Raw genomic sequence first — 18240 nt, forward strand, 5'->3', positions numbered from 1 at the left:
CAAAAAAAGCCTATGACGTCAAGATTACTTATGATAGGGACTTCCTTGTTGAATCATAAACGATCGATAAATTTGTTCTACTAAAACTAATCGCATTAACTGATGAGGAAGTGTCAATTTTCCAAAACTCATCAGCAAATTAGCTCTTTTTTTGACAGCAGTAGACAAACCAAGACTCCCGCCAATTACAAAAGTAATATCCGAAAATCCACGAACAGTCACATCGCTTAATCTCTTACTGAATTCTTCTGATGGAAATTGTTGCCCTTCAATAGCTAAAACAATCACAAATTCTTTATCATTAATTTTCGATAAGATACGATTTCCTTCTTTATCAAGAATTTGCTGATTTTCTAAGTGACTTGCCTTATCAGGTATTTTTTCATCTGGAAGTTCAATCATATCAAATTTAGTAAAGCGCCCTAAACGTTTTACATACTCTGCTATTCCATCTTTAAGGTATTTTTCTTTTAATTTTCCAACAGTTACAAGTTTTATTTTCATATTTCTATTCTACCATATCCACAATTATTTCACACCTTATTCACAGGATAAAAAATTAAATTGCCTTATAAATGACTTAGAAAATCACAGATTTTAAAAGTTATCCACAATTTGTGGAAAAGATAAAACATTTAAGCTATAATTAAGTTAAATTCTTTATACTTTCAGTAATTGAAATAACTAGGAGGAAGATATGAAAAACTCTTCAAATTTCACAAAAAAATTGTTATTGCTTTTCATGGTCTTAGCTATAGGTTTTATCGGTGGTTTACTTGGAAACTTAACTTCATCTAAATTATCAACAAATAGCTCTACAACGACTAAAGTTAATCAAGTTACTACTGCTTATAAAAATACAAATTCCACAACACAAGCTGTGAGTAAAGTGAAAGATGCTGTGGTATCCGTTATTACCTATGCTAATAATAATTCACAAAACAGCGTGTTTGGAAATGATGATTCAAATAATAACAATGATAATTCTCAACAAGTAGCTAGCGAAGGATCTGGGGTTATTTATAAAAAAGATGGAAAATACGCTTACTTAGTAACCAATACTCACGTTATCAGTGGTGCTAAAAAAGTTGACATTCGTTTAGCAGATGGTAATAAAGTTCCTGGAGAAATTGTAGGGTCAGATACTTATTCTGATATCTCCGTTGTTCGAATTAGTGCTGATAAAGTAAAATCAGTTGCTGAATTTGGAGATTCTAGTAAATTGACGGTTGGTGAGACAGCTATTGCGATTGGAAGTCCGCTCGGATCAAATTACGCTAACACTGTGACGCAAGGAATTATTTCTAGTTTAAATCGTAATGTTTCTTTAAAATCTGAAGACGGACAAACGATTTCAACACAAGCTATTCAAACAGACACAGCTATTAACCCAGGGAACTCTGGTGGACCACTTGTGAATATCCAAGGACAAGTAATTGGTATTACTTCAAGTAAAATAGCTAGCAACGGCGGAACTTCGGTTGAAGGATTAGGATTTGCTATTCCATCTAATGATGTTATAAACATTATTAACCAGTTAGAAGCAAATGGAACTGTTACACGACCAGCTCTAGGAATCCAAATGATTGACATCACTAATCTGTCTAGTTCAGATCTATCACGCTTAAAACTTCCATCAAAAATAACTAGTGGAGTTGTCGTACGTTCAGCTCAATCTGGAATGCCAGCTGAAGGAAAACTTCAAAAATATGATGTGATTACAAAAGTAGATGATAAAGAAATTTCTTCAACAAGTGATTTACAATCCGCTTTATACAAACATTCAATTGGTGACAACATAAAAATCACTTTCTATCGTGATGGAAAAGAAACTACTACTACCATTAAGCTTACAAAATCTACAAAAGATTTAGATTCAAATAATTGACACTTTATTAACACATCTTTACAGAATTGTAAAGGTGTGTTATTCTATATAAACATGGAAAAATATCAATATATCACACTTAATGACATCCAAACAAATCCTTATCAACCAAGAAAAGAATTTTCAGAAGAAAAAATTGCTGAACTTGCTAGTTCTATAAAAGAACATGGGATTATTCAGCCCATCATTGTACGAAAATCTCCAATAATTGGTTATGAATTGCTAGCTGGTGAAAGGCGTTTTAGAGCTGCTAAATTAGCAGGCTTAACAAATATACCAGCTATTATAAAAGAAGTAACAGATGATGAAATGATGAAGCAAGCCATCATTGAAAATTTACAACGAGAAGATTTAAATCCTATAGAAGAAGCACAATCTTATCAATATTTGATTGACAAAGGGTTGACACATAAAGAAATCGCTCTAACTATGGGAAAATCACGTCCTTATATTACAAATTCCGTCCGGTTATTAAATTTACCTCTCAATATTATCGAAGCGATAAAAGAAGGAAATATTTCTCAGGGACACGCTCGTCTGCTCATTAATCTCTCAGAAAAAGAGCAAAATCAGTGGTTTGATAAAATCTTATCTCAAAGCCTTTCAGTTCGACAGTTAGAAAAACAATTGCATTCCCAACAGACAAAAACTGTAACAAAAAATAAACATCATCTCTTCCTCAAAGAGGAAGAAAAAAGATTAAAAAAGATATTTGGTACAGAGATTTCTCTTCAATTTTCTGAACAATCTCAATCAGGAAAAATTTGTATTCATTTTTCAAACCTAGAGGAATATCAAAGAATTATTGACGGCTTTAAATAAGGCTGTTATTTTTATTCTTTCAAGTCACAGAGTTATCCACTCTTATTTTATAAGAAAAACTTAATAAATCACAGAAAAACTCCTTTATTCACAATCTGTGGAAAACTTTAAAGAACAATGTGAATTTATTTCCACAGATTGTGGAAAACTTTTGCGTTTTATGTTAAAATAACTTCTATGGATAATTAAATATAACGAAGAATTTATTAGCAAGGAAGGAGGTTTTTTATGTCACAAGAAGCTAATTTTTGGGCGCGTGTTTTAGAATTGGCTCAAAAACAAATCAAAAAAAATACATATGATTATTTTGTTTCAGGAGCTCGGTTAATGAAATTTGAAAATTTTCAAGCTACTGTACTTCTTGACAGTCCTGTCAAACAATTATTTTGGGATCAAAATTTAGCAGATGTCATCATTACTGCAGGTTTTGAAATTTATAACGACCAAATTACCGTACACTATATCTTTCAAGAGGAAAATGATGAAGTTACTCAATCAACAAATACAAATCATTCAGTAGGTAAACCAAGTCTTCCTCCTGTTGAAACTGGGTTAAAAGCAAAATATACATTTGATAATTTTGTTCAAGGTGATGGAAATGTTTGGGCTCTATCGGCGGCACTCGCTGTTTCTGAAAATTTAGCAACAACTTATAATCCATTGTTTATCTATGGTGGACCAGGATTAGGAAAAACCCATTTACTAAATGCAATTGGAAATCAAATTTTAGAAAATATTCCTGATGCTAGAGTGAAATACATTCCTGCTGAGACTTTTATCAACGACTTTTTAGAACATCTTCGATTAGGAGAAATGGAAAGTTTTAAGAGAACTTATCGCAGCCTTGATCTCTTATTGATTGATGACATTCAATCTTTAGGAGGAAAAAAAGTTTCTACTCAAGAAGAATTTTTCAATACCTTTAATGCTTTGCACGGAGATAATAAACAAATTGTTTTAACAAGTGACCGAAGTCCTGATCATCTGGATAATCTTGAAGAACGTTTAGTCACGCGCTTCAAATGGGGATTAACTCAAAACATTACTCCACCTGATTTTGAAACAAGAATCGCTATTTTACGCAATAAGATAGAAGGTTTAGATTACATTTTTCCAAATGATACCTTAGAATATCTAGCAGGTCAATTTGATTCAAATGTGCGAGATTTAGAAGGTGCTCTAAATGATATTTCTCTTATGGCTAGAGTAAAAAATCTGAAAGAAATTACAATTGACGCTGCTGCTGAAGCTATTCGAGCTCGAAAACAAGATGCAAGTCAAATTTTAGTTATTCCAATTGATAAAATCCAAACAGAAGTTGGAAATTTCTATGGCGTTAGCGTTAAAGAAATGAAAGGCAGTCGTCGGGTTCAAAATATTGTCCTTGCTAGACAAGTAGCTATGTATTTGGCCCGTGAATTAACCGATAATAGTCTTCCAAAAATTGGAAGAGAATTTGGCGGTAAAGATCATACAACGGTCATACATGCTCATGGGAAAATTAAAACAATGCTCGAAACGGATGATAATCTTCGATTAGAAATAGAAAACATAAAAAATAAAATCAGATAACTGTGGATAATTGCAGAAAAAATGTTAAAGTTATTCACAATTTATAAACAGGTCTGTTTTTGTGTTCTATCGCTGATTAGGAAACTTTTCCACAAGTTTCACACAAACTACTATTACTATTAACTTAATAATCATAAAATAATAAAAGGAGTATCTATGATTAACTTTTCAATCAATAAAAATTTATTTTTACAAGCTTTAAATATAACCAAACGCGCTATTAGTCTTAAAAATGCTATTCCAATTCTTTCTACAGTAAAAATTGATGTTACAAATGAAGGAATTACATTAATTGGTTCAAATGGACAAATCTCTATTGAAAATTTTATTTCAATTAAAAACGAAAATGCAGGACTTTTAGTGACCTCTTCAGGCTCCATTTTGCTTGAAGCAACTTTTTTCATCAATGTTGTATCAAGTCTTCCTGATGTTACACTTGATTTTAAAGAAATTGAGCAAAAGCAAATTGTTTTAACTAGTGGTAAATCAGAAATTACCTTAAAAGGAAAAGATGCAGATCAATACCCTCGTATTCAAGAAATTTCAGCAAGTAATCCTTTGATGCTTGAAACAAGTGTTCTTAAAAATATTATTAACGAGACAGCTTTTGCAGCTAGTACACAAGAAAGTCGTCCGATTTTAACGGGGGTTCATTTTGTTTTAACAGAAAATAAAAATTTAAAGACGGTTGCAACAGACTCTCATCGGATGAGCCAAAAGAAGATTGTCTTAGAAAAAAATGGGGATAATTTTGATGTTGTTATTCCTAGTCGTTCTCTACGCGAATTTTCAGCTGTTTTTACGGATGATATTGAAACAGTAGAGATTTACTTCACAAATAATCAATTGCTTTTTAGAAGTGAAAATATTAGCTTCTACACTCGGCTGTTAGAGGGAAATTATCCTGATACCGACCGTTTAATTCCAACAGAATTTACTAGTATCGTAACATTTGATAAAAATAATCTTCGTTATGCGATGGAACGTGCACGTCTTCTTTCAAATGCGACTCAAAATGGAACAGTTAAATTAGAAATTATAAATGGTGTAGTTAGTGCACATGTGAACTCTCCTGAAGTTGGACGTGTGAATGAAGAAATTGATACTGAAAGTATTTCAGGTCAAGATTTAACCATCAGTTTTAATCCAACTTATTTAATTGATTCATTGAAAGCTATTAATAGTGAAAAAGTTACAATCAGCTTTATTTCAGCTGTTCGTCCATTTACTTTGATACCAAGCGATGACACAGAAAACTTTATTCAATTGATTACGCCAGTGAGAACAAACTAATGTATGATGTAGGAAATTTTGTTGAAATGAAAAAACCACATGCTTGTACGATTAAATCTACAGGCAAAAAAGCAAATCGTTGGGAAATTATTCGAGTGGGTGCGGATATTAAAATTCGCTGTACAAATTGCCAACATATCGTGATGATGAGCCGATATAATTTTGAACGAAAACTAAAAAAAGTGCTAGGAAATTGATTTCTTAGCACTTTTTCATGATCTTATTTTAATTTTTCAAATTTACCGTCTGTAATTTCTTTAAAACCTTTACTTGTTAAGAGTTCTTTACTAGCTTTCATACTAATTTTTTTAGATTTTCTTGTATTCTTATCTGTATACATTCCAGGCAAGGTTGCTAATTTATCAAAGTCTACTTTATTAAAGTTAATTTCTACAGTTTCCTTAACTCCCTTTTCTTCATAAGTGACTTTTTCTTTAATTCCCTTAATATTTTGATACATTTGAGAAGCTTTATCAATTCTGTCTTTAACATCTTCTTTTTTAGTAGCTCCTAAGGTTTTATAAGACCAAAATGAATCAGTAGTTTGTTTTGTGACAATATCTCCTTTATAATAATAAGTTAATCGTAAGTCATATTGTAAACTTTGATCAATTCTTTGAAATGACATCTTTTTTTCCTGAGACCCGCATGCAATGAGAGTGATGAGTGAAAAAACTGCAACAATACTAACCAATAATTGTTTTAAATATCTTTTTTTCATGGCATTACCTCCTATACCTCAATAAAATTATAATATTTTAATTGGGAAAATACAACATTTTTCAAAAATGATGAAGTTATAAGTCAAATAGTGGTAAATATGATATAATGGTTTATTGAATTGAAAAGGTGAAAGGAAGAGCGAAATGGCTTTAACAGCAGGAATTGTAGGATTACCTAATGTTGGAAAATCTACTTTATTTAATGCAATTACAAAGGCAGGAGCAGAGGCAGCTAACTACCCCTTTGCGACGATTGATCCTAATGTTGGACGGGTAGAAGTTCCAGATGCTCGTTTGGATAAATTAACAGAACTTATCAAACCACAGAAAAAAGTGCCAACAACTTTTGAGTTTACAGATATTGCAGGAATTGTGAAAGGTGCTTCAAAAGGAGAAGGTCTTGGAAATAAATTTTTGGCTAACATTCGTGAAGTTGATGCCATTGTTCATGTGGTTCGGGCTTTTGATGATGAAAATGTTATGCGGGAACAAGGACGTGAGTCAAATTTTGTTGACCCAATTGCTGATATTGAAACGATTAATCTTGAGCTGATTTTAGCAGATTTAGAAAGTATCAACAAACGCTATGCACGTGTGGAAAAAGTTGCTCGAACCCAAAAAGATAAAGATTCAGTAGCTGAATTTCATGTTTTGCAAAAAATTAAACCAGTTTTAGAAAATGGTTTATCAGCGCGTACCATTGAATTTGATGAAGAAGAACAAAAAATTGTCAAAAAATTATTTTTATTGACTACAAAACCAGTGCTTTATGTTGCGAATGTTGGTGAAGACGAGGTAGCAGATCCGGATAATATTGAGTATGTTCAACAAATTCGCGAGTTTGCAGCAACTGAAAATGCAGAGGTAGTTGTTATATCTGCGCGTGCTGAAGAAGAAATTTCTGAGCTAGATGATGAAGATAAAGTTGAATTTCTTGAAGCAATGGGCTTGAATGAATCTGGGGTTGACAAATTAACCAGAGCAGCTTATCATTTATTAGGACTTGGAACTTATTTTACAGCAGGAGAAAAGGAAGTTCGAGCTTGGACATTTAGACGTGGCATGAAAGCACCACAAGCAGCTGGAATTATTCACTCAGACTTTGAAAAAGGCTTCATCCGTGCTGTAACCATGTCTTATGATGATTTAGTGAAATATGGCAGTGAAAAAGCAGTCAAAGAAGCAGGACGACTGCGTGAAGAAGGAAAAGAATATATCGTTCAAGATGGCGATATTATGGAATTTAGATTTAATGTGTAAAGCATTGTAAATTAAATATAAACAAGGTTGGAAAAACTTTTCCAGCCCTTTTGGTCTTTTTAGAGGTAAAAAATGGTAAAGATGATTGTAGGATTAGGAAATCCTGGAGAAAAATATTTTGAAACAAGACATAATGTCGGATTTATGCTCGTTGACAAAATGTGTAAAGAACAAAGTTTAAAGTTTACAACTGATAAAATTTTTCAAGCAGAGATAGCTTCCACATTTTTTAATAGTGAGAAAGTGTATTTTGTCAAACCAACGACCTTTATGAATGAAAGTGGAAAGGCTGTTCATGCCCTTTTATCTTATTATGGTCTAGATATTGAAGATTTAGTAGTTATTTATGATGATTTGGATATGGAAGTAGGAAAAATACGACTTAGAGCAAAAGGATCTGCTGGTGGTCACAATGGCATCAAATCAATTATCAAACATATAGGAACCCAAGAATTTAAACGAATTAAAATTGGTATTGGTCGTCCCGAAAATAATATAACCATTATTCACCATGTGTTAGGAAAATTTTCAAAAGGAGACTATGCTATAATTTTAAATACACTTGACAAAGTTGACGGTGCTGTAAATTATTATTTACAGTCTAATAATTTTGAACAAACAATGCAACAATACAATGGATAAAAAGATGGATATTATTGAGTTATTTAATCAAAATAAACAGATAGCTGATTGGCAAAGAAATCTAAATAAATCAACTCGGCAGTTATTAATGGGTTTGTCATCTTCAACTAAGGCTATTACAATGGCCTCTTGTGTAGAAGAGAATCACAAAATTTTGATTTTAACGTCTACTTATAGTGAAGCAGAAAGACTTTCTAGTGATCTGATTGGCTTGGTGGGAGAAGAGAGGGTCTATACATTTCTTGCAGATGATACTCCGTTAGCTGAGTTTGTTTTTTCTTCTCAAGAAAAGATTTTTTCTCGTTTGGAAGCTCTAGATTTTTTATTAGATTCTCAACAATCAGGATTTTTGATAGTTAATGTGGCAGCTAGTCAACTATTTTTACCCAATCCTGTTAATTTCAATTCAGCTTATATTGATTTAAAAATAGGGCAAGAATATGAGTTGAAAGATTTGATTTCTCAATTGCTAAATTCAGGTTATAAGCAAGTATCACAAGTATTGAAACAAGGGGAGTTTAGTCTTCGTGGTGATATTTTAGATATTTTTGAGCGCTCTAGTCAAATGCCTTTTCGGGTTGAATTTTTTGGTGATGAAGTTGATGGTATTCGTCTATTTAATCCTGAAAATCAAATTTCTATTCAAAATGTAGAACATGTGCATATTCATCCTGCTACAGATATCATATTTACTAAAGCAGATTATAAAAGTGCACAGAAAAAAATAGAAAATCTTATAGAAAAAACTGTAGATTCAACTTCAAAATCTTATTTAGAGGAGATTTTAGCTAGTACAAAAGAACAAATTCAACATGCTGATATTAGAAAATTATTATCTTATTTTTATCAAAATGAATGGACAATTTTTGATTATCTTCCAAAATATAGCCCAATTTTCTTTGATGATTTTCAAAAAATTATGAATAGACATGCTCAGTTTCAATTAGAAGCAGCAAATTTATTGACAGAAGATTTACAAACTAGTAAAGCTATTGCAAATCAATCTTATTTTGCAGATGTTTATTCAATATTTAGAAAGTATAAACCAGCTACCTTCTTTTCCAATTTTCATAAAGGACTGGGAAATTTAAAATTTGATTCTCTTTATCAATTTAATCAGTATCCTATGCAGGAATTTTTTAGTCAATTCCTGCTTTTGAAAGAAGAAATCAGTCGCTATAAAAAATCTAACTATACAGTTATTTTACAATCAAATTCTTTATTATCTTTACAAAGTTTACATAAAACTTTACAAGAGTATGAAATTTCACTTGATTATGTCAATGATACTAAAATTCATGAACATGCTGTTCAATTAGTAGAAGGGCATTTAGTTCAAGGGTTTAATTTTGTAGATGAAAAAATTGTTTTGATTACAGAGTATGAAATTCTGCAAAAAAAAGTAAAACGAAAAGTTCGTAGACAGAATATTTCTAATGCTGAACGTTTGAAAAATTATAATGAGCTGGAAAAAGGAGATTATGTTGTTCATAACGTTCATGGAATCGGTCGATATTTAGGGATTGAAACGATTGAAATTTCAGGAATTCATCGTGATTATCTTACCATTCAGTATCAAAATGCAGATCGTATTTCTATTCCTGTTGATCAGATTCAGCTTCTTTCTAAATATGTTGCGAGTGATGGTAAAGCGCCTAAAATCAATAAATTAAATGATGGACGTTTTCAAAAAACTAAACAGAGAGTACAACATCAAGTCGAAGATATTGCTGAGGATTTAATCAAACTTTACGCAGAGAGAAGTCAATTAAAGGGATTTGCGTTTTCTAGTGATGATTCTTATCAGCAAGAATTTGATAATGATTTTCCTTATGTAGAAACAGAAGATCAGTTGCGCTCTATAAAAGAAGTAAAAAAAGACATGGAAAGTGATCATCCTATGGATCGTCTTTTAGTTGGAGATGTTGGTTTTGGAAAGACGGAAGTAGCTATGAGAGCTGCCTTTAAAGCAGTAAATGATCATAAACAAGTAGCAATTTTAGTTCCCACTACGGTTTTGGCTCAACAGCACTATACGAACTTTAAGGAACGTTTTAACGATTTTCCTATCAATATTGAAGTATTAAGTCGCTTTAAAAGTAAATCAGAACAAAAAATAATTTTAGAAAAACTAAAAAAAGGGCAGGTGGATATTATTATTGGAACGCATCGTCTCCTGTCAAAAGATGTTAAATTTTCTGATTTGGGACTCATTGTTATTGATGAGGAACAACGCTTTGGAGTTAAGCATAAAGAAAAATTAAAAGAGTTGAAAACGAAAGTTGATGTTTTAACTTTGACGGCGACCCCTATTCCTCGTACACTCCATATGTCTATGTTAGGAATACGTGATTTATCAGTTATTGAAACTCCTCCAACAAATCGCTACCCAGTTCAAACTTATGTTTTAGAAAATAATGCAACAGTTATTCGAGATGCAGTTTTAAGAGAAATGGATCGAGGAGGACAGGTTTACTATCTTTACAATAAAGTTGACACAATGGAGCGAAAAGTTTCAGAATTGAAAGAATTGATTCCAGAAGCTTCTATTGGATATGTACATGGCCAAATGAGTGAAATTCTTCTTGAAAATACTTTACTTGATTTTATCAATGGGGAATATGATATTTTGGTGACAACGACTATTATTGAAACTGGTGTTGATATTCCTAATGTTAATACTCTTTTTATTGAAAATGCAGATTACATGGGACTGTCAACTTTATATCAATTGCGAGGGCGTGTTGGTCGTAGCAATCGTATTGCTTATGCCTATCTCATGTATCGTCCTGACAAGGTTTTGACAGAAATTTCTGAAAAACGTTTGGAAACTATAAAAGGATTTACAGAATTAGGCTCTGGTTTTAAAATTGCTATGCGAGATTTATCTATTCGTGGTGCTGGAAATATTTTAGGAAGCTCACAATCTGGTTTTATTGATTCTGTTGGATTTGAGATGTATTCTCAATTATTAGAAGAGGCTATTGCTAAAAAACAAGGTACAGAAAAAAGAAGGCAAAAAGGAAATGCTGAAATTAATTTGCAGATTGATGCCTATCTTCCTAGCAATTATATTGCTGATGAAAGGCAGAAAATTGAAATTTACAAATGTATTCGCGAAATTGACAGTCGTGTAAATTATGAAGAATTACAGAATGAATTGATAGATCGTTTTGGAGAATATCCAGATGTTGTTGCCTTTTTATTAGAAATTGGCCTTGTAAAGTCTTATTTAGATCAAGCTTTTGTTCAGCTTGTTGAAAAAAAGCAACAAGCTGTGATTGTCCGATTTGAAAAAGTTTCTCAACAGTTTTTCTTAACTCAAGATTACTTTGAAGCTCTTTCTGTAACAAATTTAAAAGCAAGAATTTCAGAAAATAAGGGATTGATTGAAGTTATATTTGATGTAAAAAATAAAAAAGATTATGTAATTTTAGAAGGACTTCTGCAGTTTTCAGAAAAGTTGGTAGAAATTAAAAATCAAAAGAAAGATTACTAACTTTACAATTTTGTAAAGTTTCGCTTTCATCTATAATATCTTCTTAAAAAATGGTAAAATAATAAATTGAGGTAACTTTATGAGATTAGATAAATATTTAAAAGTATCCCGTATTATAAAACGTCGTCCTATTGCTAAAGAGGTGGCCGATAAGGGAAGAATTAAAGTAAATGGAATTTTAGCTAAAAGTTCAACAGATTTAAAAATCAATGACGAAATAGAGATTCGTTTTGGAAATAAAATTTTATTAGTTCGGGTTCTAGAAATGAAAGATAGTACTAAAAAAGAAGATGCCACTAAAATGTACGAAATTATAAAAGAAACAAAGGTAGAAGTAGATGGCTAGAAATATTGTTCAATTAAATAATCGCTATATACAAGATGAAAACCAACATCGTCGTTATTTAGAGCAAGAAAGAAGAAAAAAGAATCGCTTTATGGGTTGGGTATTGATTTTAGTCATCTTATTGTTCATTTTACCGACATTTAATTTGGTTCAAAGTTATCAAAATTTACTAGAACGTCGAACACAATTAACGCATTTACAAAAGAGATACGAAGAAATAAGCAACGAAAAAGAATCTCAAAAAGCTTTTGCTAATAAATTAAAAGATGAAGAATATGCTGCTAAATATGCACGTGCTAAATATTATTATTCTAAACAAGGGGAATATATCTATACAATCCCAGGATTGTTGCCACAGTAAGGATGGAAAATTTATTAAAAACGATTGAACAATTTTTGGAGTTTTCTGATGAAAAATTAGAAGAATTGTCCAGAAAAAATCAGACCTTAAAATTAGAAGAGACTAAAAAGGAAGGGGGAGAGCATGCGTAAGTTGCTATTTCTATTATTGTTGCCAGCATTTTTCACTGCAAAAGTAGTAGTAAGTACAGAACAAGATGTAAAATTGACCGCAAAGCAACAGTATGAAATTACTAGTACGACCTACAGTAACTATTACACTGACCTTCCAACCAATCCAAATGTTTATGAGCAAATTCCAACTTATACGTCCTTAAATTTAGAAAAAGTTGCTGGGAGTTTAACTCCGAATACACCAATTAAACTTTCTGACTTACAAGTCAATGAACAAGGACTCCCAGTTTTTAAACTCGCAAATGGACAATTCATTCCTGCCGATAAACGAATGATTTATGATGATATTGTCCAATCTAGTGAAGATGTTTCACAAACAATGTGGCTCAAACCGTCGTTTGTAGTTTACAATCAAGCTTTTGTAAATGGAACAAAGGAAGTGAAGACGAATTTATTACCGTATCATCCAGTAAAAATTACTCAACTTGCTGAGACGACATCAGGAAAATATGCTTATGTTGAGGGCAAAGGTTGGATTGATGTGAAATACTTGTCTGATACAGATAATCGTATGGATAAAGTTCAAGAGATTTTAACAAGCAAGTACAATAAAGCAGACTATTCTATCTATGTAAAACAACTGGATTCTGGGAAAACTGCTGGTATTAACCCAGATTTGGAAATGTATTCTGCTAGTGTAGCGAAACTTCCCATTCTTTATTATGCTCAAAAGCAGTTGAATGAAGGAAAATACAAGCCATCTTCTGGTTTAAAATATATTCCTGCTGTAAATGACTATTCAGGTGCTTATGATACAGAAGGTAGTGGAAGCATTTCTAAAAAATCAGATAATAAGGAATACAGCATTCAAGATTTGATGAATCATATTGCAAAAGAATCAGATAATGCAGCTACAAATATTTTAGGATATTATATTACTAGTCAATCAGACAGCACTTATCAAGCAACAATTGAGCAAATTGCTGGGAAAAAATGGGATGTAGAAAAACGTAATGCATCAGCTAGGATGGCTGGAAATATGATGGAAGCTATCTATAAACAAAATGGGGACATTATCAATGCACTATCACAAACAAATTTTGATGAGCAGCGTATTTCTAAAAATATAAATGTAAAAGTGGCTCATAAAATTGGGGATGCTTATGATTTTAAGCATGATGTTGCAATTGTTTATGCTAATTCTCCTTTTGTTCTGTCTATTTTTACAAATCATTCTGATTATGACACCATTTCTAAAATTGCAGATGATATTTATGAGGTTTTGAAATGATAGAACAACAATTTTTTCAAATGGTTCAAAAAAAAGGTTATTTCAGACCTCATAGAAAAGTTTTACTTGCTATTTCTGGTGGACTAGATTCTATGACTTTGCTTGACTGGCTTTATAAATATCGCGAAAAACTAGAAATAGAAATTTACCTTGCTCATGTTAATCATGGAGTGAGAGAAGAATCTGATTTTGAGGAAGAAGAACTAAAAAAAATAGCAATGAAACTTGGTGTAAGCATTTTTACATCAAGTTTTTCTGGACCATTCTCAGAACAAAAAGCGCGTGATTTTCGCTATGCTTTTTTCAAAAAAATTATGAAAGAGGAACAATGCACGGCATTAGTAACAGCACATCATGCTGATGACCAAGCAGAAACGATTTTTATGAGAATTCTTCGTGGCAGCCGTTTATTTCATATTTCAGGAATGAAAGAAAAACAAAAATTTGCAAATGGAGAATTGATAAGACCGTTGCTTTCTTTTCAAAAATCAAATTTCCCTCCTATTTTTCATTTTGAGGATTGGACAAATCAAGAGAACCATTATTTGCGCAATCGAATTCGAAATGAGTATTTTCCATTGTTAGAACAAGAAAATCCGCAGTTCAGGAAGCATTTAATAGAATTGGGAACAGAAATTTCTCAAATGCAAGATGCATTAGCATATTTAACTAAAAATATTGTAGCGACGAATCTGCAGGAATTTCAATCTCAACCTTACTCTGTGCAAAGTTTTTTGCTACAGGCTTATTTAAAGAAATTTCCTGATTTGCAGCTTAGTAAAGCACAGTTTTCTGATATTTTAGCAATCTTGAACAAGCAATCTAATTATCAGCAACCACTTAAAGCGGGTTATGAGTTATATAAAAATTATGATTCCTTTGAGATTCGTAAAATCAGTCCACAGTCTGATTTAAAAGTGGATTCAATTTTGTTAAAATATAACGATATTGTGGAATATGGTCATTATCGCTTTTCTTTTGGAAAGGAGCTTCATGAAAAAAACATCCAAGAAGTATTTGTTTCACGTGAAACAGAAATTTTACTTCGACATAGAAAAGAACAAGATGAAATTATCTTGAACCAACACCATAAAAAGCTTCGTCGTTACTTTATTGATCAAAAAATCCCTATAGATCAAAGGGAAAATGCTATTATTATTGAGCAAAATGGGGAAATCTTAGCAATTGCTGGAATCGTAACATGTGATTTGAGTAAGAGTCAAAAAAATGATATAATGTATAACAAACTTTATATTCAAAATTTAGATAGGTAAAGAAGATGCTAGAACAAGATATTAAGAAAGTTTTGGTTTCACATGATGAGATCGTGGCAGCAGCAAAAAATTTAGGAACTCAATTAACTAGTGATTATGCAGGGAAAAATCCTATTTTTGTAGGAATTTTAAAAGGTTCCATTCCTTTTATGGCAGAGTTGATAAAGCATGTTGATACCCATATTGAAATGGATTTTATGTTAGTGTCAAGCTATCATGGTGGGACATCTAGCAGTGGTGTTATCAATATTATTAAAGATATTGATCAAGATATTGCTGGACGTCATATTCTTTTTGTCGAAGATATTATTGATACGGGAAAAACATTGAAAAGCCTGTGTGAGTTATTTAGGGAGAAAAAAGCTGCGTCTGTTAAAATTGCTACACTTTTGGACAAGCCCGAAGGACGAAAAGTTGATATTGAAGCAGATTACACATGTTTTACAATTCCAAATGAATTTGTAGTTGGTTATGGTCTAGATTTTGATGAAAACTATCGGAATCTGCCATATGTAGGGGTTTTAAAAGAAGAAGTTTATACAAAATAAAAAGGTATATTGATAGATAGATGAAAAATAAACAAAATAATGGCTTTATAAAAAATCCTTTCCTATACATTTTAATTATTGTTGTTGTTATTACAGGTTTTCAGTATTTTTCAGCTGGAAGTTCTGTAGGTCGCAGCCAACAAATTAACTATACTGAGTTAGTTAAAGAAATTAGAAATGGAAATGTAAAGGATATTAGCTATCAGCCAAATGGTAGTGTTATTGAAGTTGCAGGTACTTATAAGAAAGAAAAGAAGGTAAAGGATAATAGTGGTATTCAGTTTTTTACTCCTTCTTCTACCTCTGTAAGCCGCTTTACTAGTGTTATTCTACCTTCAGATTTAACGGTAGCTGAATTACAAAAATTAGCTTCAGATAAGGGAACTGAAATCACCATTAAACGTGAAAGTTCAAGTGGTGTCTGGATTCAGGTGCTGACAACTCTGGTGCCATTTGCCATCTTTGCTTTCTTCCTGTTCTCTATGATGAATCAAGGTGGAGGCGGTGGAGCGCGTGGAGCTATGAGTTTTGGACGTAATAAAGCGCGTGCGACAAACAAAGAAGATATAAAAGTACGCTTTTCTGATGTAGCAGGTGCGGAAGAAGAAAAACAAGAACTAGTTGAAGTTGTTGAATTTCTAAAGGATCCTAAACGTTATACAAAACTAGGAGCTCGCATACCAGCGGGTGTTCTTCTTGAAGGCCCTCCAGGGACTGGTAAAACTCTTCTTGCTAAAGCAGTAGCTGGTGAAGCAGGCGTTCCATTCTTTAGTATTTCAGGTTCAGATTTCGTTGAAATGTTTGTCGGTGTCGGTGCTAGCCGTGTTCGCTCTCTTTTTGAAGATGCAAAAAAGGCAGCCCCAGCGATTATTTTTATTGATGAAATTGATGCTGTTGGTCGTCAACGCGGTGTCGGTCTCGGTGGAGGAAATGATGAACGCGAACAAACCCTTAATCAACTGCTGATTGAGATGGATGGTTTTGAAGGTAATGAAGGAATTATTGTTATTGCAGCAACAAACCGTAGTGATGTGCTAGATCCGGCGCTTCTGCGTCCTGGTCGATTTGACCGTAAAGTTCTTGTTGGTCAGCCAGATGTAAAAGGTCGTGAAGCTATCCTTCGTGTTCATGCTAGAAATAAACCTCTTGCTGAAGATGTTGACTTAAAACTAGTTGCTCAACAAACGCCTGGTTTTGTTGGTGCTGATTTGGAAAATGTCTTAAATGAAGCGGCTCTTGTCGCAGCGCGTCGAAATAAAAGAGTTATTGATGCTTCCGATATAGATGAAGCAGAAGATCGTGTTATTGCAGGACCGTCTAAAAAAGATAAGACAGTTTCACAACGTGATCGGCAAATTGTCGCTTATCATGAAGCAGGACATACGATTGTTGGTCTTGTTTTATCAAATGCACGTGTCGTTCACAAGGTAACCATTGTACCTCGTGGTCGTGCAGGTGGATATATGATTGCTCTCCCGAAAGAAGATCAGACTCTTTTATCTAAAGAAGATATGAAAGAGCAATTGGCAGGACTTATGGGGGGACGTGTTGCTGAAGAAATTATTTTCAACGTCCAAACTACAGGTGCTTCCAATGACTTTGAACAAGCTACACAAATGGCACGTGCGATGGTAACAGAGTATGGTATGAGTGAAAAACTCGGTCCAGTTCAATATGAAGGAAACCATGCGATGTTTGGCGCTGCGAGCCCACAAAAATCAATTTCAGAGCAAACTGCATATGAAATTGATGAAGAAGTTCGTAATTTGCTTAATGAAGCGCGCAACAAAGCAGCAGAAATTATCCAATCAAATCGTGAAAAGCATAAATTGATTGCAGAAGCTCTTCTTAAATACGAAACACTTGATAGTCATCAAATTAAATCATTGTATGAAACTGGTGAAATGCCTGATGAACCAAGTGTAAGTTCTTCGCATGCTTTGAGCTATGATGAAGTGAAATCTCAAATGGAAGAGCAGAAACCAGAATAAATTAAAACGATAAAACTCTTTGATTTAGAATCAGAGGGTTTTAACTTTATCCGCTGAAAAGAATGTAAAAGTACCTGAAGAGATAGATAGGTGTATTAAGAAGTACGAAATAGAAACCGAAAAGAGTAGAACAGCTACCCAGCTCTCCTAGGTAGCCTTATCAAGTCGACACTTTCGGACAACTTCTCTCTAGCTGATTCGTAACGACTTTGAGCAGTATCTGCAGAATAGAGCAGTTCAAACTTTCCCTTGAGTACTTGTTGGCGAACCAGCTCACGCTTGATGTCATTATGAATAGTTTGAGGTGCTTTTCCAAGCAAGAGAGCGATTTGACGATTTGATTTTCCCTCGTCCTTCCATTTTTCAATGAAACGGCGCTTAGCTATTGTTAAGTGCTTGCCTTTTTGGGTATAATGAGTAGGCATCTTAAAGAATCTCCTTGTGTTTGTGGTGAACTACAAGTATATCTCTTTGAGATATTTTTTCATACACTCGAAGTGGCCAACTTCATTTTAGAACTATCAATTGAAAGAAAAAGTTTAAGAAAAGTAAAAAAAGATGAAAAAAGGTATTGACAAGAAGAGAAGGAGATGATATACTAAGATAGTTGTCGCTTGA

General features: G+C 32.8%; 17 protein-coding genes and 1 pseudogene. 15 read left to right on the forward strand and 3 right to left on the reverse strand.

Features of this window, described 5'->3' with window-relative positions:
• Positions 1 to 24: 24 nt before the first annotated feature.
• Entirely contained in the window at positions 25 to 504 is a 480-nt protein-coding gene (gene rlmH / locus IYQ23_RS06450) for a 23S rRNA (pseudouridine(1915)-N(3))-methyltransferase RlmH (RefSeq protein ID WP_106384236.1), read from the reverse strand.
• 193 nt (positions 505 to 697) lie between these two features.
• On the opposite strand from rlmH, the gene IYQ23_RS06455 reads away from it, so the two are divergent.
• The 5 genes from IYQ23_RS06455 (at position 698) to IYQ23_RS06475 (ending at position 5772) form a co-directional block, all read left to right on the forward strand.
• Positions 698 to 1888 carry a S1C family serine protease gene (locus IYQ23_RS06455; RefSeq protein ID WP_003032033.1) on the forward strand — a complete coding sequence of 397 codons (1191 nt, stop codon included), beginning with the start codon at positions 698 to 700 and terminating at the stop codon, positions 1886 to 1888.
• Positions 1889 to 1942: 54 nt separating this feature from the next.
• Positions 1943 to 2710 (forward strand): ParB/RepB/Spo0J family partition protein, encoded by a 768-nt coding sequence (locus tag IYQ23_RS06460; protein WP_037593803.1) that lies wholly within the window; start codon positions 1943 to 1945, stop codon positions 2708 to 2710.
• A 228-nt stretch (positions 2711 to 2938) separates the two neighbouring features.
• Positions 2939 to 4282 carry a chromosomal replication initiator protein DnaA gene (gene dnaA, locus IYQ23_RS06465; protein WP_195674417.1) on the forward strand — a complete coding sequence of 448 codons (1344 nt, stop codon included), beginning with the start codon at positions 2939 to 2941 and terminating at the stop codon, positions 4280 to 4282.
• Between the two features lie 156 nt (positions 4283 to 4438).
• Positions 4439 to 5575, forward strand: a complete 1137-nt coding sequence (gene dnaN / locus IYQ23_RS06470) for a DNA polymerase III subunit beta (protein WP_024052472.1) — start codon at positions 4439 to 4441, stop codon at positions 5573 to 5575.
• Positions 5575 to 5772, forward strand: coding sequence for a DUF951 domain-containing protein (locus IYQ23_RS06475; protein ID WP_070812014.1), 198 nt, complete (start codon positions 5575 to 5577; stop codon positions 5770 to 5772). The genes dnaN and IYQ23_RS06475 overlap by 1 nt, the downstream gene beginning before the upstream one ends.
• Before the next feature lie 23 nt (positions 5773 to 5795).
• On the opposite strand, the gene IYQ23_RS06480 is transcribed toward IYQ23_RS06475, so the two are convergent.
• The gene (locus IYQ23_RS06480) at positions 5796 to 6296 is read right to left on the reverse strand and encodes a YehR family lipoprotein (RefSeq protein ID WP_195674418.1); all 501 of its coding nucleotides are present in this window, start codon (positions 6294 to 6296) and stop codon (positions 5796 to 5798) included.
• 145 nt (positions 6297 to 6441) lie between these two features.
• Here IYQ23_RS06480 and ychF point away from each other — a divergent pair, with 145 nt between their 5' ends.
• The 10 genes from ychF to ftsH all read left to right on the forward strand — a co-directional run bounded on the left by ychF (position 6442) and on the right by ftsH (position 17622).
• Entirely contained in the window at positions 6442 to 7557 is a 1116-nt protein-coding gene (gene ychF, locus IYQ23_RS06485; RefSeq protein WP_106100836.1) for a redox-regulated ATPase YchF, read from the forward strand.
• A gap of 72 nt (positions 7558 to 7629) precedes the next feature.
• Positions 7630 to 8199, forward strand: a complete 570-nt coding sequence (gene pth / locus IYQ23_RS06490; RefSeq protein WP_106100837.1) for an aminoacyl-tRNA hydrolase — start codon at positions 7630 to 7632, stop codon at positions 8197 to 8199.
• Positions 8192 to 11698, forward strand: coding sequence for a transcription-repair coupling factor (gene mfd / locus IYQ23_RS06495; protein ID WP_195674419.1), 3507 nt, complete (start codon positions 8192 to 8194; stop codon positions 11696 to 11698). The genes pth and mfd overlap by 8 nt, the downstream gene beginning before the upstream one ends.
• A gap of 79 nt (positions 11699 to 11777) precedes the next feature.
• Positions 11778 to 12044: an RNA-binding S4 domain-containing protein gene (locus IYQ23_RS06500; protein WP_003029504.1), complete on the forward strand. Its 267-nt coding sequence runs from the start codon at positions 11778 to 11780 to the stop codon at positions 12042 to 12044.
• Positions 12037 to 12405: a septum formation initiator family protein gene (locus tag IYQ23_RS06505; protein WP_004225047.1), complete on the forward strand. Its 369-nt coding sequence runs from the start codon at positions 12037 to 12039 to the stop codon at positions 12403 to 12405. Before IYQ23_RS06500 ends, IYQ23_RS06505 begins: the two co-directional genes overlap by 8 nt.
• A gap of 2 nt (positions 12406 to 12407) precedes the next feature.
• Positions 12408 to 12536: an SP_0009 family protein gene (locus IYQ23_RS09650; protein ID WP_003038253.1), complete on the forward strand. Its 129-nt coding sequence runs from the start codon at positions 12408 to 12410 to the stop codon at positions 12534 to 12536.
• Positions 12529 to 13809: a serine hydrolase gene (locus IYQ23_RS06510; RefSeq protein WP_195674420.1), complete on the forward strand. Its 1281-nt coding sequence runs from the start codon at positions 12529 to 12531 to the stop codon at positions 13807 to 13809. The genes IYQ23_RS09650 and IYQ23_RS06510 overlap by 8 nt, the downstream gene beginning before the upstream one ends.
• On the forward strand, positions 13806 to 15083 hold the full coding sequence (tilS, locus tag IYQ23_RS06515; protein ID WP_195674421.1) for a tRNA lysidine(34) synthetase TilS: 1278 nt from the start codon (positions 13806 to 13808) through the stop codon (positions 15081 to 15083). The genes IYQ23_RS06510 and tilS overlap by 4 nt, the downstream gene beginning before the upstream one ends.
• Positions 15084 to 15088: 5 nt before the next feature.
• Positions 15089 to 15631, forward strand: a complete 543-nt coding sequence (gene hpt, locus IYQ23_RS06520; protein WP_004225026.1) for a hypoxanthine phosphoribosyltransferase — start codon at positions 15089 to 15091, stop codon at positions 15629 to 15631.
• A gap of 20 nt (positions 15632 to 15651) precedes the next feature.
• Positions 15652 to 17622 carry an ATP-dependent zinc metalloprotease FtsH gene (gene ftsH, locus IYQ23_RS06525; protein ID WP_024053281.1) on the forward strand — a complete coding sequence of 657 codons (1971 nt, stop codon included), beginning with the start codon at positions 15652 to 15654 and terminating at the stop codon, positions 17620 to 17622.
• Between the two features lie 182 nt (positions 17623 to 17804).
• Here ftsH and IYQ23_RS06530 read toward each other — a convergent pair.
• A pseudogene (locus tag IYQ23_RS06530) lies at positions 17805 to 18047 on the reverse strand (helix-turn-helix domain-containing protein); the annotation flags it as partial.
• Between the last annotated feature and the right edge of the window lie 193 nt (positions 18048 to 18240).

Origin of the sequence: Streptococcus sp. HF-100, assembly GCF_015594635.1 — a bacterium.
GTDB lineage: Bacteria > Bacillota > Bacilli > Lactobacillales > Streptococcaceae > Streptococcus > Streptococcus vaginalis.

Bases quoted from the DNA above. Each gene is read 5' to 3' on its own strand.
- dnaN (WP_024052472.1), top strand. From the start codon at position 4,439: ATGATTAACTTTTCAATCAATAAAAATTTATTTTTACAAGCTTTAAAT.
- tilS (WP_195674421.1), top strand. From the start codon at position 13,806: ATGATAGAACAACAATTTTTTCAAATGGTTCAAAAAAAAGGTTATTTC.
- pth (WP_106100837.1), top strand. From the start codon at position 7,630: ATGGTAAAGATGATTGTAGGATTAGGAAATCCTGGAGAAAAATATTTT.
- IYQ23_RS06480 (WP_195674418.1), bottom strand. From the start codon at position 6,296: ATGAAAAAAAGATATTTAAAACAATTATTGGTTAGTATTGTTGCAGTT.
- hpt (WP_004225026.1), top strand. From the start codon at position 15,089: ATGCTAGAACAAGATATTAAGAAAGTTTTGGTTTCACATGATGAGATC.
- IYQ23_RS09650 (WP_003038253.1), top strand. From the start codon at position 12,408: ATGGAAAATTTATTAAAAACGATTGAACAATTTTTGGAGTTTTCTGAT.
- IYQ23_RS06505 (WP_004225047.1), top strand. From the start codon at position 12,037: ATGGCTAGAAATATTGTTCAATTAAATAATCGCTATATACAAGATGAA.
- IYQ23_RS06455 (WP_003032033.1), top strand. From the start codon at position 698: ATGAAAAACTCTTCAAATTTCACAAAAAAATTGTTATTGCTTTTCATG.
- IYQ23_RS06460 (WP_037593803.1), top strand. From the start codon at position 1,943: ATGGAAAAATATCAATATATCACACTTAATGACATCCAAACAAATCCT.
- IYQ23_RS06510 (WP_195674420.1), top strand. From the start codon at position 12,529: ATGCGTAAGTTGCTATTTCTATTATTGTTGCCAGCATTTTTCACTGCA.
- mfd (WP_195674419.1), top strand. From the start codon at position 8,192: ATGGATAAAAAGATGGATATTATTGAGTTATTTAATCAAAATAAACAG.
- ftsH (WP_024053281.1), top strand. From the start codon at position 15,652: ATGAAAAATAAACAAAATAATGGCTTTATAAAAAATCCTTTCCTATAC.
- dnaA (WP_195674417.1), top strand. From the start codon at position 2,939: ATGTCACAAGAAGCTAATTTTTGGGCGCGTGTTTTAGAATTGGCTCAA.
- ychF (WP_106100836.1), top strand. From the start codon at position 6,442: ATGGCTTTAACAGCAGGAATTGTAGGATTACCTAATGTTGGAAAATCT.
- IYQ23_RS06500 (WP_003029504.1), top strand. From the start codon at position 11,778: ATGAGATTAGATAAATATTTAAAAGTATCCCGTATTATAAAACGTCGT.
- rlmH (WP_106384236.1), bottom strand. From the start codon at position 504: ATGAAAATAAAACTTGTAACTGTTGGAAAATTAAAAGAAAAATACCTT.
- IYQ23_RS06475 (WP_070812014.1), top strand. From the start codon at position 5,575: ATGTATGATGTAGGAAATTTTGTTGAAATGAAAAAACCACATGCTTGT.